The organism is Ignavibacteriales bacterium, from assembly GCA_016700155.1.
Lineage (GTDB): Bacteria > Bacteroidota > Ignavibacteria > Ignavibacteriales > Ignavibacteriaceae.
Genome location: CP065001.1, coordinates 4,367,022 through 4,380,035, shown reverse-complemented (window position 1 = coordinate 4,380,035; position 13,014 = coordinate 4,367,022). Strand labels below are relative to the sequence as shown.

Annotated in this window: 16 protein-coding genes; 4 read left to right on the top strand and 12 right to left on the bottom strand. The window is 36.4% G+C overall.

All coding sequences use genetic code 11. The features are described 5' to 3' along the window. Position 1: 1 nt before the first annotated feature. The 5 genes from IPM56_18430 to IPM56_18410 form a co-directional block, all read right to left on the bottom strand. On the bottom strand, positions 2-661 hold the full coding sequence (locus tag IPM56_18430) for a YdeI/OmpD-associated family protein (GenBank protein ID QQS36187.1): 660 nt from the start codon (positions 659-661) through the stop codon (positions 2-4). Between the two features lie 55 nt (positions 662-716). Next, positions 717-2,894: a carbohydrate binding family 9 domain-containing protein gene (locus IPM56_18425; GenBank protein QQS36186.1), complete on the bottom strand. Its 2,178-nt coding sequence runs from the start codon at positions 2,892-2,894 to the stop codon at positions 717-719. 236 nt (positions 2,895-3,130) lie between these two features. Continuing rightward, positions 3,131-3,778 (bottom strand): peptide-methionine (S)-S-oxide reductase MsrA, encoded by a 648-nt coding sequence (gene msrA / locus IPM56_18420; GenBank protein ID QQS38355.1) that lies wholly within the window; start codon positions 3,776-3,778, stop codon positions 3,131-3,133. A 55-nt stretch (positions 3,779-3,833) separates the two neighbouring features. Continuing rightward, positions 3,834-4,292: a DUF2269 family protein gene (locus tag IPM56_18415; protein ID QQS36185.1), complete on the bottom strand. Its 459-nt coding sequence runs from the start codon at positions 4,290-4,292 to the stop codon at positions 3,834-3,836. Positions 4,293-4,461: 169 nt separating this feature from the next. After that, on the bottom strand, positions 4,462-5,442 hold the full coding sequence (locus IPM56_18410; GenBank protein ID QQS36184.1) for a hypothetical protein: 981 nt from the start codon (positions 5,440-5,442) through the stop codon (positions 4,462-4,464). A gap of 270 nt (positions 5,443-5,712) precedes the next feature. On the opposite strand from IPM56_18410, the gene IPM56_18405 reads away from it, so the two are divergent. Both IPM56_18405 and IPM56_18400 read left to right on the top strand, forming a co-directional pair. Beyond that, a complete protein-coding gene (locus IPM56_18405) occupies positions 5,713-6,162 on the top strand; it encodes a hypothetical protein (GenBank protein ID QQS36183.1) in 450 nt (149 codons plus the stop codon). A gap of 163 nt (positions 6,163-6,325) precedes the next feature. Then, complete coding sequence (locus IPM56_18400) at positions 6,326-7,285, top strand: hypothetical protein (protein QQS36182.1); 960 nt, start codon at positions 6,326-6,328, stop codon at positions 7,283-7,285. Between the two features lies 1 nt (position 7,286). On the opposite strand, the gene IPM56_18395 is transcribed toward IPM56_18400, so the two are convergent. After that, complete coding sequence (locus IPM56_18395; protein QQS36181.1) at positions 7,287-7,991, bottom strand: DUF2807 domain-containing protein; 705 nt, start codon at positions 7,989-7,991, stop codon at positions 7,287-7,289. Positions 7,992-8,136: 145 nt separating this feature from the next. Between IPM56_18395 and IPM56_18390 the strand changes: the two genes are divergently transcribed. Together IPM56_18390 and IPM56_18385 are read left to right on the top strand one after the other, a co-directional pair. Next, a complete protein-coding gene (locus IPM56_18390) occupies positions 8,137-8,646 on the top strand; it encodes a nitroreductase family protein (protein ID QQS36180.1) in 510 nt (169 codons plus the stop codon). A 150-nt stretch (positions 8,647-8,796) separates the two neighbouring features. Beyond that, positions 8,797-9,249, top strand: coding sequence for a hypothetical protein (locus IPM56_18385; GenBank protein ID QQS36179.1), 453 nt, complete (start codon positions 8,797-8,799; stop codon positions 9,247-9,249). On the opposite strand, the gene IPM56_18380 is transcribed toward IPM56_18385, so the two are convergent. The 6 genes from IPM56_18380 to IPM56_18355 all read right to left on the bottom strand — a co-directional run bounded on the left by IPM56_18380 (position 9,250) and on the right by IPM56_18355 (position 13,011). Next, the gene (locus IPM56_18380) at positions 9,250-9,891 is read right to left on the bottom strand and encodes an NAD(P)-binding domain-containing protein (protein QQS36178.1); all 642 of its coding nucleotides are present in this window, start codon (positions 9,889-9,891) and stop codon (positions 9,250-9,252) included. It abuts the gene before it with no gap. 75 nt (positions 9,892-9,966) lie between these two features. Next, positions 9,967-10,386 (bottom strand): hypothetical protein, encoded by a 420-nt coding sequence (locus tag IPM56_18375; protein QQS36177.1) that lies wholly within the window; start codon positions 10,384-10,386, stop codon positions 9,967-9,969. Positions 10,387-10,460: 74 nt separating this feature from the next. Beyond that, positions 10,461-10,643 (bottom strand): hypothetical protein, encoded by a 183-nt coding sequence (locus tag IPM56_18370; protein QQS36176.1) that lies wholly within the window; start codon positions 10,641-10,643, stop codon positions 10,461-10,463. 25 nt (positions 10,644-10,668) lie between these two features. Further along, entirely contained in the window at positions 10,669-11,178 is a 510-nt protein-coding gene (locus IPM56_18365) for a hypothetical protein (protein QQS36175.1), read from the bottom strand. 15 nt (positions 11,179-11,193) lie between these two features. Beyond that, a complete protein-coding gene (locus IPM56_18360; protein QQS36174.1) occupies positions 11,194-12,069 on the bottom strand; it encodes an SPFH domain-containing protein in 876 nt (291 codons plus the stop codon). A gap of 231 nt (positions 12,070-12,300) precedes the next feature. Continuing rightward, positions 12,301-13,011, bottom strand: a complete 711-nt coding sequence (locus tag IPM56_18355) for a hypothetical protein (GenBank protein ID QQS36173.1) — start codon at positions 13,009-13,011, stop codon at positions 12,301-12,303. Positions 13,012-13,014 lie beyond the last annotated feature (3 nt).

Below are 13,014 nucleotides of genomic sequence, written 5' to 3'. Positions count from 1 at the left end.
ACTATTTTTTGTCTGAAGGATTCTTTAAACCGGAATTAAGTTTCTCTATCATTTTCTTAATACGTGCGATTCTTGTTTCTTCTTTCTTCGCTTCGATTATCCACAACACGTATTCTTTTTTATGTGAGTATGCTAACGAGTTAAAATATTCCAAAGCCTTTTTATTTTTCTGAAGTTCACTTTGAAGGTCGGGCGGAGTTTTAACAATCTTTTTTTCTGTGTCGATATATTTTTTTTCTTCCGGTGAAATTATTTTTTCTCTGTACTGCGGCACTTCTTTTTCGTTTCTTAAACCGAAAGCACTCCACACGTCATCAATTGAAATAAGAGTGATGAACCTTAATCCCGTTTTTTCAATCGCTTCCCAGCCGGTATCTCTGTCGATATCCGTCTTTATACCGGAAGACTTTTTAGGAAAACAAAACCAGATCATCCCGTTATCATTCAATAGTGATTTTATTCTCTGTAATTCTTTATTCAGTTCTGATCTGCTTTTTACAAAAGCATGAATTGAAGAAAATTTTCCTGCTGCTTTATTAGTTAAATACGTTCCTTCTGGCAGAGGTTGAAGTTTTTCAGAATAATCTTCAGGTGAATTAAGTACCAGAATTTTTTCGCCCGGTTTTATTTTTAGTTTTTTAGAAAGCGGTGCAGAAGACATACCATTCCTTAAATTTTAAATACAAATTACTTCATCAGCAGGTTGAAAGCCAATATCAGAAGTAGTACAGGTATTTTATTTTCAGAACAGCGGCGCGGCTGGAAAGATGCATCCTGCCAGGTAATAAATTGTTAGCCGTATCGTATTCATCGCTTCTGTCGTGCGCTTCGTTAATTGCAAAATAGATCCAGCTTTTAGGCAGAAAATTATATGAGAATAAAAATCCGGCGATTATTCTTTCCATTCTGTCAGTTGAGCGGATAAATACATTATCAACATAAACCCTGATATTTAAATCATTAATTGGAGTCAGTGAAAAATAAGGACGTGCATTAAATGCTATGTCCTCAATCTTCCCGTCAGGATCAAATTCAGTATACATATTGTAAGAAGTTCCCACATTAAAAACAGAAAACGCCTGCCAGCTAATGTATGCGCCAAGCCATGAATAGTATGCAAGATAGTCGCGGTCAAAATTATATGTTCTTGTATAACCGCCGTAAAGGTTGCCGCTCCATTTGGGTGAAATGTTATACCAGGAACTTAAACTTGCTTCATAGGAAGTAAACTCTTTGTCAGAATCCTTGCTTCGTCCGAGTGAAAGATTTAATTCAAATCCCCAGTTATCCCTGAACTGCATGTTGTAACCGAACGCTGCGTCGCGATCCATATATGCATCAACTTTTTCATGGTATAAAGAAAATCCGCCGTATAAAAGTATCTGGCTTATATATCCTTCATCATAGCGCCATATTGGTCCTGATAGAACAGTGACCTGGGTTGTTCCGATCCATGGTACATAGCCAACCTGATTTATATCAAACTTATCACCTATGTATCTTATCCGACCAAGATTCAGCCACGTTTGTGAAAATGATGTTAGTCCGGCGGACGCTGCAAAATCACCATCACTGTTTTTTATTGATCTTGCGACCTGGTATGATAACTGCCATTCGGAAGTACGAAAAGCACCGTCAATATCTACAACTCCGTATGTGTTATCTTTCGTTTGCTTACCAACGAAGAGAATACCTACTGAAGAATTGTCAAGTATCTGTTTCTTGATTCTTCCTGAACCAAACCATGCTTGCGGCTCAGTTAAATTCTGATCATCATCTTTATAATCCTGTTCACCCGTTAATGCAAAAAATCCGCCATACTCCCAATCATTAATTCTTCCGAATGCTTTTGTACCCACAAGCAGCGGAACTTCAGAACCATCAGGTAAAAGTTTTCCAATTCTTCTTGAATAAAATAATTCAAGTGGTCTGTAAAAGCCGGTATTCCTCTGTCTGCCGGATGCAGTGAACACTTCATTACCTTCGGTAAAGAAAGGTCTTCTTTCATCAAAGAAGGATTCATAACGTGAAATGTTAAAATCATAAGGATCAGCTTCTATCTGTGCAAAGTCGGGATTAGCAGTCAATAAAAATTTTAAACTGCTTGATGGATTATATAAAACATCAAGCCCTGCATCGCCATCAATATCATATTTCCCGTCATTGAGATATACTGCTTTACTCAATGCGACAGGATAAAACTCAAGATTCAGTCCTTTAACTGAAGGGGTAAATTCTTCAAACACAAGTTTTCCGAACTTTGAAATTCTCTGTCCTTCATTCTGTTCATATTCACACCAGTAAAGATCTTCGGAGTTTGCAGGAATCCATCTGTCAAAATCGAGTCCCCAGTATTCTAAATTTTCCTGGTACTGAATCGACTTATAAGGAATTTCCATTTCAACAACAAAGCCCCAGTCATACACTTTTGAATCGGCGAACCATATACCATCCCAGCTATAATCACGGTTACGTGCATCATCAAGCATTCGTGAATCAGCTCTGACTCCGGATGCGTTCACCGCAAATTTGTAAGCTGTTTTTTTATCGTTAAACGTATCGATCATGAATGAAACAATATCCCCTGCAAAATCATCAAGCAGTCCGGTATTGTTCTGAATATTATCTCTTTCATCATAACATATCATTATACAATAGATTGATTCGTTTGTGGTGAGAACTTTTGCTACGGTTCTTCTTGTCGGCTGCGCTTTAAAATACGGCTGAAGCTGAAAAAATTTTTCTACTGAATCCGCCATTGCCCATGCGGCATCAACATTGCCATCGACAATAATCGGGTTAGTTGTTTTTTTTAGTCTAAGAACTTTATCTTCATTAGGTGCCGCCGCGAGTATGTATGATAGTGCTAATGTGAATAGTAAAACTTTTTTCATTAGAATTCCCTTGATGTAAAAAGATATCTCCGATTTTACCGTGATATGTGTAATGAAATTTTTTTACAATCTGAAGATCAAATCGATTAAGCTTTTTTACTATTTATTTTTTATGAACGGTATAAGCAGGTTATAAGTGGAAGTATCTATTTTCTTATTCGGCTAACAAGTAGTCAAAAAAATGCCGGCTATTAATAAATAAGCCGGCAATCTATTTTTATTCGGTAGCCTGTTTCTTATTTCAATTTCTTTTTGAATACCTTTTCAAATTTTTCAACCTTAGGCGCTATTACAAATGAACAGTATCCTTGCGTAGGATTATTTTCAAAATAGTCCTGGTGATATTTCTCCGCTTTATAATAATTAGTCAAAGGTGATATTTCTGTAACTACAGGATTATCCCAGGCTCCTGATTGATTTAACTGATTCTTGTAATACTCCGCCAGCTTTTTCTGGTTTTCGTTGTGATAGAAAACCACAGACCTGTACTGAGTACCAACATCAGCTCCCTGCCGATTTAATGTTGTCGGATCATGTGTCTGCCAGAAGACTTCAAGAAGTTCATCGTAACTGATTTCCTTCGGATCAAAAATTATTTTACAAACTTCAGCATGACCTGTTTCACCTGAACAAACTTCTTCATAAGTGGGGTTTGCCTTTTTTCCGCCGGCATACCCGGATTCAACAAGTTTAACTCCCTTAAGTCTTTCAAAGATTGCTTCCGTGCACCAGAAGCATCCTGACCCAAATGTAGCAGTCTCCAGATTCATATTCTGAATGTTTTCCATATTTGCCTTTGCCGTCTTGTTGGTAATATTATTGTTTCCATCTTCGCATCCTGCAAAACCTATTACAGGCATTACAGAAAAAAAGATGAGCATCATTCTAAATCCTATCCTTAACATACATTCTCCTATTTATTACTTATAATCTCTATTTCTATTGAGGTACTTTTAATACCATCATTATAATCGCTATCAAAGGTGTTAGAGTCGCTATCAATCCCCAGATCATCCATTCTGCAGAAAGAGCAGAGTATTCATTCTGATTAAAGTTTTCTGATTCGGCAAGTTTCAGCATTTTCTTTTGCACAGGAACTACTTTTGCCATAAACGCAGCACCGGAAATCACTATCATTATAATGGGCCATAATATCCATCCTGTTGTGATAGGAATATGTCCCATTCCCTGCGCACCAAAACCAAATATTATAAGACCGGTAACACCCGGCATTGTAAGTATGCGATCGTTTCTTATAATACTTTTCAGAGTAAAAGCGATGATCTGCTTATTACCTGTCTTGTCTGCGTAAATCTTCCAAAGTATTGAAACAATGATGTTACCCATAAAAAGAATTACAAATAACACATGAAGAAGTTTCATAATAAAATAACCCAAGTTCACCTCCTGAAATAAATGAGAATTGTAAAGAAGCGGTAATAATATAATAATTAAGGATTATGTGATGACAGGAAAAATTGCGGTACTTTAAATTAAAACAAGGGTTGTTCAGATTAATCGGGTCAAGTATTTAGCGACTCCGAACAACCCGTTGTGGAGATGAGGTCTATTCCTGGATTTTTATTTTATCTTCTATTTCTTTACCGTAATGTTTCTTATAAAGCTCTTTGTATTTTTTGTGGAGTGACTCGGGAACTTTTTTATCATTCACTGTCATTTCGTCGGCAGAAAATTCCATATCAAAATCCTCATCCTCGGAACTGATCAGATTATCCTTTACCATTTCAGAACGCATTTCCTTCATGAATGATTTTAGTTTACCCATTTCAACTTCCAGCTCTTTCATACTTTCATCAAGTTCATCCATATCAATATGTATCTCAGGAATGGGGATATTAAACTCCATATCCTCCCAGTCGTGATCCTGCAGCGCTGCTTTCAGTTGTTCCATTGCTTTCTGGAATTCCTCATTATCAAATTCAAACTTGAAATCATGTTTTTGTAACTGCAGATCCGCAAGATGTTCCTGCAGTTCTTTCATTGCCTGTTCGTGTTTCTCCTTATCGAAATGGAACTCAAAATTTTTATCCTTTAACTGGGCAAGCTCCTCCTTCAATTTCATCATTTGCTCTTTAAATTTCTGTTTATCGAAATGAAATTTTGTTGAAGCAAGACCTTCGTGAAGCATCTTCTCTCTGAAAGCATCCATCTCCTGGTTGAACTTTTTCATATCCAATGAAAAGTGAAGCATATCATCGTCAGATTCTTTAATTCCTTTGCGAAGGTGATTTAACTTATGATATACTAATTCAGAGCATTCTGCAAAATCCTCGCCCTCCAGTTTTTTTCCGTCGCGGTAAATTGCAGTAAGTCTATCACCATTGAAATGAGCGGTAAAGTGAGATTCTCTTCCGTCCGTATCTTCAGAAAAAGAAAATGTTTCTTTCCCTTCCTCATCAGTAATGTATGATGTAGTGTCTGGTGATGTTGAACAAGCCATAGCTGTAAATACAATCATTAAAGTGATCAGGATGACGGGAAGATTATTACCTGCACCCCAAAATCGAAATTGCCGTTCACTCTTCATATATGTTCTCCTTATTAAACCAATGTTGTGTTAGCAGAAAACCTGAACCAAAGCCGGAATGATAATCGGTTTCTGAGTATTAAGACGAAGCAAAGTTAATTTGGTTTAGTGGTCCCGCGCTTTTTTATCAGGAGTGATTGATTTAATTGATAAGCGGTACAATAGGTTGATGGGAACTACCTTGAATAGCAACATTTATAAATATCAGGTTTTTTCATAAAAAGTTTGCTTAATTTTGTGTAAGAAAAAATTAGATATATGGGGTACTGTATGCAGCTTTCATCATTTTTAGAAAAAAACAGATCTGAAATAATAAACGAATCCTTCGGAAACCTTCAACGAGCACATCTAAAATCCTACTCACAGTCAGGTGAAGAGCAGAATAGAAAACGCCTTGAAAAACTTTTTGAACTTACATGCAGATGTGTATTAACTGAAAACTTATTTGAGATAACCGAATATTCAGAAAAAATTGCGCGGGAAAGATTTGAGGCAGGATTTGATCTTCACGAAGTGCACAAAGCTTTTAATTCACTTGAAGAGACGATCTGGAAAAAAATAATCAGTGACGTTGATCCTTCTGAATTAGGCAAAGCACTCGGACTAATCAGTACAGTCCTCGGTGCAGGCAAAGAATCTCTTGCCTTAACTTATGTTTCACTGGCAGGAAAAAGAAAAACAACCACGCTGGATCTTTCATCTTTGTTTGAACGGAATTAAAAGCGCTCAAATAAATATTATTGAATTACTTATTAAACGATCTTTTCTACTTCCGGCTACCATCAGAATTTTTTTGATTTTTCTGATACTCACCGTTACTTCTGTAAGTACTTTTTCCCAACAAAATTATTTTTATAAAGGGAAAAATTTCGGAAGCGAATCTATGTACAACCCCATCTATGTTCTGCTTAACGGGAGTTATGATATTATACAACTTCAAGGGCATAACAGACAAATATTTAAGTTCGATTACAACGCAGGATTAAAAAATGTTTTCCGGAATATGGCTAACCCGTTCGGTGTAATTAAAAGAACGGGTACAAACGATTTCATCAGAACTGAATTACTCCCAATTGAATTGACAAAGAAAGGCGCGCAATGGTGGCCCAACTATCAGCTCCATTTAGTGGGCGGTGGAATGACTTACACTGCAACAAGAGAGTGGTATAAACGACATAATTTCCCTAAACCGGTTTTGTTTTCGATTATAACTTTAAGCGCATATCACATTTTAAATGAAGTGATTGAAAACGGATCTTACTCAGGTGATAATGCAGATATAATTGCTGACATTTATTTTTTTGATATTGGCGGAATTATACTCTTCAGCTTTGATAATGTTAACAGATTTTTTAGTGAAGATTTAAATCTAAGCGATTGGTCGCTTCAACCCTCTCTGGTTTTGAATGATAACTCACTTCACAATAACGGTCAGTATTTTTCAATCAAGTGGAAACTTCCTTTTCTCGACGATTGGTCTTTCTTTTATTATTTCGGAATGAATGGGTTGACAGGACTTTCCTATAAGTTCGATGATAGTTCATCTGTTTCAATAGGCGCGGGACTTCGGGCAAAAGAATTAGTTGATGTAAATGAATCAACGCATAAAAAAAGTATTTCAATGACATGGAATGCAGGAATCTTCTATGATGTCGATAACTCACTTTTAACATCACTACATATAAGCGGGCTAACTGATTATACAGTTAATCTGAATATTTATCCGGGGTTATTAAAGATCGGAAATTTCTCTCCCGGACTCTGGCTTGTAAGCCAAAAGAACGGGAGAATTTTATTTGGTATAACAACAATATGGGCGCCGGGCATTGGAATTGAATGGTGAGTTATTCACCTTTACTTATTCCCGATGAACCGCTGAATCTTGTTTCGCCAAGATCAACATTCCCATAATAAACTATTTTTGAACTTCCGCTTTGCTGCGTATTTAGTTTTCCGTTTAAGTTTAATTCGGCAGATGATGAACCGGACATCTGAACATCAGCATTATTCACAGAAAAATTTTTCATCTTCGTACTGCTGCTTCCTGATGACTGCAAATCAAGATCATTACCTTTGCCGTTAAGATTTACTTTACTGCTTCCCGAAAGTTTTATTTCAATATCACCACTTGTTAAACTTCCTTCGATGTATGAACTGCCGGAAAGATTCGCTTCAAATTCTTTACCGGGGACATTCATGCTTAGTTTACACTTTGAAGCACCGCTGCAATTAAGTCCCGTTAACTCAGGCATTGTTATCTTAACTTTAATTTCGCCGTACGCATCGTAATTATTTTTGTCGATGTAGATCTTTACCATACTGCCTTTTTGATCGACTTTCAGATATTTGAAATCTCTTTCGTCAGCTTTTATTTCGATAGAATATTTATCAGACTGAGTAACCTGACAATTGATAGCATGACTTATAGATACATTTTGGAAATCTTTATTGTCATAAGTCCTGACAACATCCTGCCCCATCATCTTAGTAGTTGAAACAATGGCAGCAAGCAAAACAAGAATTGCAAAAAGTAATTTTCGTTTGAACATATTATCCTCCATGATTTTTTAGGTTAGACCACATCAATAGTGAAAAGGTTACTGCTTAACCGGAATAATTTTGAGTTTCATTTGCCTGAACAAATTTCAGCAAGTGTTATATTTGTAAGTATATTTTTAACAGATAGGGGTGAATATGGATTTCAAAGATGTTGTAATTAACAGAAGAAGCATAAGAAAATATAAAAATCAAAGTATCTCCGATGAAACTCTTGATTCAATTTTGAAAACCGCAATGTACGCGCCTTCAGCAATGAACCTGCAGGCATGGCACTTTATTGTCATTGATTCAAAAGAAATTCTTGTGCAGACAATAAAATCAATTGCGCACGCTGAATTGTTGAGACAGTCTGACAAAGCTATAATTGTTTGCGGTGATGCTTCTGTAGAAAAAAATGAAAGCTGGATGATTCAGAATTGTTCTGCATCTATACAAAATATTTTACTTGCTGCACACGATGCCGGATTAGGTGCATGCTGGATAGCAATTCACGGTATGAACGAAGTTGTAAAAAATGTTAAAGAGCAATTCACTCTTCCCGAGGCAATTGTTCCGGTTGCATTGATTTCATTGGGATATCCTGATGAAGTTGTTAATACTGAAGACAGGTTCAAAAAAGAAAAAATTCACTATAACAAATGGTGATTACTTAAAACGGATAAGTCATTTCGAACGAGTCTTCGAGTGAGAAATCTAATCCGTGAGGGTAAAGGAGATTTCTCCCCGCCTGGGGCGGGTCGAAATGACAGATGAGCAACGATTTATATAAATTATAATTACATCAAGTTTAAAATTATGGATGAAGTAAAATCAAATAAAGAATATGATCCGCGTATGCATTCTGCCGAACACATTCTTAACCAGACAATGGTAAGAATGTTCAACAAGGGAAGATCATTCAGTAATCATATAGAAAAGAAAAAATCCAAATGTGATTATCACTTTGACCGTAACCTGACTGAAGATGAAATTCAGAAAATTAATTCAACTGTTAATGACATAATTCAAAAAGATCTGAAAGTAACAGAAGAATTTTTACACAGAGCAGATGCTATTGATGATTATAAATTAACTCAGCTTCCGGATGATGCAGGAGACACAATCAGGATAATAAAAATCGGTGAATATGATTCATGTCCCTGCAGCGGAGTACATGTCTCATCAACAAAAGAAATAGGAAAGTTCCAGATCATCTCAACAAGTTTTGAAGAAGGTGTACTGCGTATCCGTTTTAAACTTCCTTCATAATTATTTTTTCAGAAGCTTAAATCCGTGTGTCCAGTGATTATTCTTAAAGCCGTAGTGAATCCATAACATTGCGAAAGTTTCCAGCCAGTAAGACATTGAAATGTCTCCGAGATCGTGAATCCCTTCCCACCCGAACTGTGAAATAAGCTCAGTAACTTTTTGTTTTGCATTAACATCATTCCCGGCAATGAACATATCCGGTTTACCTTCCTGCATTGCGGGGTTTATCATTATGTATGCGTTAATAATGTTGAATGCTTTAACAACTTTTGTATCCGGCAGCAATTTCTGAATTTGCTCACCGCCTGAATTTCCTTGAGTTGCTACAAATGAAGGTGGAACTCCTTTAGAAAAATCCAGGGGATTTGTCACATCAATTAAAATCTTATTTGAAAGATTCCGCTGCCCAGCCATTTCAATTGCGTTTTTAGTTCCTCCCCATAGTGTGCAAAGAACAATTAACTCACCAAATGAAGCGGCTTCTTCAAAAGAACCTGTTGAGCCTTTTGTTCCTGCTTGTTTCTGCCAGTCAGTAAGTTTTGAAGTATCCCGTGTACCTATTTTCACTTCGTTACCTGTGCGAATAAAACCAAGTCCCAACTGCTGACCGACTACACCGGAACCAAGAATACCGATTTTCATAAAAACCTCCGATAAAGATTAAAAGAAAAAATAAAATTATTGTATTGAAAAATGAGTTCCGGAAATGAGGATGTTCTATTTGAATCCGTACTTTTTTATATGCTTGTAAGCAAGATAACCAACCGCCGCAGTTTGTGCTGTGCCGAGAATGTAATACAGCGGTTTCATTTTTTGCTGACTTTGATACTGCTGCATCAATGGTGAAAGTAAATCTTCGTATGGCTGATCATTATTCTCAAATGAAAAAAAATTTTTGTCAAGTGTTACTTTTGACTGCAGCCACAACTTGCTGTTATCGGCATTTAACTCTGTTATGCCTTGCAGTGTTGTATATCTTAAAAACTCTGCTTTGTTAATAAGGAAATTCAGATCGGGGCTTTCCTGTTGGTACTCTGTTTTGCTACTGTCAGTCAGTATAATCTGATCTGCTGATTGCGCACACAACATCTGGTTTATAAATAAAATTATTATGAAGACAAGTATTGTTCTGTTCATTGTTCAACAGGATATTTTGCTGCGGTTAATTTATCAGATAGAAATGAGAAATGCCAAACCATTAAATGAGACGATTAGTTTTCCTCTTTATTCTCCACGTCAGTCGGTTTCTTTAATCTGTTCGCTTCATTTAAAAGTCTTTTCAACAAAAATTCAATCTGAGCATTTACACTCCGTAAATCATCAGCCGCCCATTTTTCAAGGGCGGCATAAATATTTTCATCTAATCTTAAAAGGAATTTTTTCTTTTCACTCATGATTACTATTCATCTTTCATACATTTCAACCAGCGGCAGCACTTCGTCTGTGCTGTAGAATTATATACCAGCCTAAAAAAATTATCCAGGGATTTTCATCAAGCACCGGAGAGGCTTTATGAATCTCGACAATATTCTTATCCTTGAAAGCAAAAGTATTTTTAAACATAATAAGTAGTTCGCCGGATGAAGTGGTTATTTCACATGCTCTTTTAAACATTCCATATTTGAAGTTTAGCTTTTCACCTCGCGGCAAAGTTAATACTCCTTTTGTGCGCCAGAAATTCGACTCATACTTTGCCAGTGGATATGATTGTCCATAACGAAGTACCTGTATTTCAGATCTCCAGATACTTGGTTGTTTGATTTCATATTTCTCACCTGATATCTCAACAACTGTATCGGTGCTGAAAAATCTTGGATAATCCATAATTCCGATTATACCATCAGTGTTTTTAAGATTATAAATTCTTTTAAACACTGACGGCTGTATAAGTGTAAGATCATTACCGGGTAACATTGAAATACTTTTCATGTCTATTACTTTTAATTATTGATATAAAGTTCCGGTGTTGATTACAGGTTGTGCTTCCGATTCAGATACAAGTGCGACCATAAGATTATTTACCATTGTTGCTTTTTTATCTTCATCAAGATTAACAATGTTCTGTTCGCTTAAAGCTGTAAGCGCCATTTGAACCATACCCACAGCGCCTTCAACAATCTTTGTTCTAGCGGCGATTATTGCCTGTGCCTGCTGTCTTCTCAACATTGCCTGAGCAATTTCCTGTGCATAAGCAAGGTGAGAAATTCTTGCCTCAACAATTTCAACTCCGGCAACTTCGAGTCTTGTTTGAAGTGTATTCTTTAAACTGTCCGCAATTTCCTGGGGTGTTCCTCTTAATGAAGGTTTGTCTTCTTCATCAACATCATAAGGATATTCAGAGGCAAGCGTTCTTATCGCGGTTTCACTTTGAATGTCAACAAACTGTTCATAGTTCTCTACATCAAAAACAGCTTTGGCTGAATCAGTAACACGCCATACAACCACGGCACCGATTTCAATAGGGTTTCCGTGAAGATCATTAACTTTAATTTTCTGGCTGTTAAAGTTTCTGATTCTTAGTGATACTTTTTTCTTAACAGTAAATGGATTAACCCACCAGTATCCTGATTGACGAATTGTTCCAGTATATTTTCCAAACAGGATTAGAACACGTGAATCATTCGGCTGCACAACCGCAAAGCCGCTCAACATAATAATTAAGACGATAAGTACAGGGAAGAATATTCCGAGCAATGCGGGATTTTCATCTCTCGCCATAGTGATTACAAGCATCACCTCGAAAGCAAGTATTACAAAAAGAAGGAAGAGGATGACAAATCCATTGATCTTGCCGGCGTGTTTTTCGACTATCTTTTCCATTTTATAACCTTTCTAAATTTGCTATCGTAATGATATCATATTGCTATCAATATGTCAAGAAAAATCTTTGAAAACGCACTTTTTTGTGATGAGTGGAAAAAATGGGTTGGTTTTAGTTTTGAATTACAGGATGGAATTTAATAGTTGGATACTTCGATATGATGAATCAGAAGCTTGACTTTAGTTCACTCTGTGGTACTCCGTGTTAGTCTGTGAAAGAATTTTATATAGCTAAGCACTTACCCCTGCGCCGGTCTTTAGGTCGTCAATACTAATTGAATGACTGATAACATCAACACCTGCTTTAAGTATGATGAACATTGCAAGCAATGCAAGATCTCCTCTTACGGAAAAAACGGTTCCGATCATTCCGGCAAATCCGCCAAAGATAATAATAAGATGCATTGGAATTATTCTAACATACGGCGCGAACATAATCGTCCCGATGTTTGGCAGTTCACTATTCGATGATTCTTTCTCTTTTTCTTTGATAAATTCAAAAATGTAACTCACAACAAACATTGCCGATGAAACCACAAGATAAATCCAGTCTAACCCTTTTGAATCTGTGTAACTCATATAAGAGAATCCCGTTAGAAAAACAGCATAGACAACATGGAAAATCCCGTAGTGAATCAAAAAGAAAATAGAAGTGGAAATCTTTGTGGCTCTGGTTGGCAGCATTTCTTTATCGTTCTGTTTAAACCCTTCAGTTGAAAATTCTTTAAGACTCATCATTTTAAAAAAATTAAACACCCCGATTATTACACTCTGAATCCAGTACACCCAAAGCACATCCATAACAGACAGGTTATCAACTATGGCATATACGGCTATAAGTAGATTTGAAATTATCAAAGACAACACCGGTGGCTTAAAAAGATTCTCTTTAGTAAACGCTTTGTTTAAAATTTCTTTTGAAGAAAGCCGCTTTTGGTTCATTAT

Bases quoted from the DNA above. Each gene is read 5' to 3' on its own strand.
- IPM56_18425 (QQS36186.1), bottom strand. From the start codon at position 2,894: ATGAAAAAAGTTTTACTATTCACATTAGCACTATCATACATACTCGCG.
- IPM56_18355 (QQS36173.1), bottom strand. From the start codon at position 13,011: ATGAACCAAAAGCGGCTTTCTTCAAAAGAAATTTTAAACAAAGCGTTT.
- IPM56_18430 (QQS36187.1), bottom strand. From the start codon at position 661: ATGTCTTCTGCACCGCTTTCTAAAAAACTAAAAATAAAACCGGGCGAA.
- IPM56_18360 (QQS36174.1), bottom strand. From the start codon at position 12,069: ATGGAAAAGATAGTCGAAAAACACGCCGGCAAGATCAATGGATTTGTC.
- IPM56_18405 (QQS36183.1), top strand. From the start codon at position 5,713: ATGCAGCTTTCATCATTTTTAGAAAAAAACAGATCTGAAATAATAAAC.
- IPM56_18385 (QQS36179.1), top strand. From the start codon at position 8,797: ATGGATGAAGTAAAATCAAATAAAGAATATGATCCGCGTATGCATTCT.
- IPM56_18365 (QQS36175.1), bottom strand. From the start codon at position 11,178: ATGAAAAGTATTTCAATGTTACCCGGTAATGATCTTACACTTATACAG.
- IPM56_18370 (QQS36176.1), bottom strand. From the start codon at position 10,643: ATGAGTGAAAAGAAAAAATTCCTTTTAAGATTAGATGAAAATATTTAT.
- IPM56_18380 (QQS36178.1), bottom strand. From the start codon at position 9,891: ATGAAAATCGGTATTCTTGGTTCCGGTGTAGTCGGTCAGCAGTTGGGA.
- IPM56_18400 (QQS36182.1), top strand. From the start codon at position 6,326: ATGTACAACCCCATCTATGTTCTGCTTAACGGGAGTTATGATATTATA.
- IPM56_18410 (QQS36184.1), bottom strand. From the start codon at position 5,442: ATGAAGAGTGAACGGCAATTTCGATTTTGGGGTGCAGGTAATAATCTT.
- msrA (QQS38355.1), bottom strand. From the start codon at position 3,778: ATGATGCTCATCTTTTTTTCTGTAATGCCTGTAATAGGTTTTGCAGGA.
- IPM56_18395 (QQS36181.1), bottom strand. From the start codon at position 7,991: ATGTTCAAACGAAAATTACTTTTTGCAATTCTTGTTTTGCTTGCTGCC.
- IPM56_18390 (QQS36180.1), top strand. From the start codon at position 8,137: ATGGATTTCAAAGATGTTGTAATTAACAGAAGAAGCATAAGAAAATAT.
- IPM56_18375 (QQS36177.1), bottom strand. From the start codon at position 10,386: ATGAACAGAACAATACTTGTCTTCATAATAATTTTATTTATAAACCAG.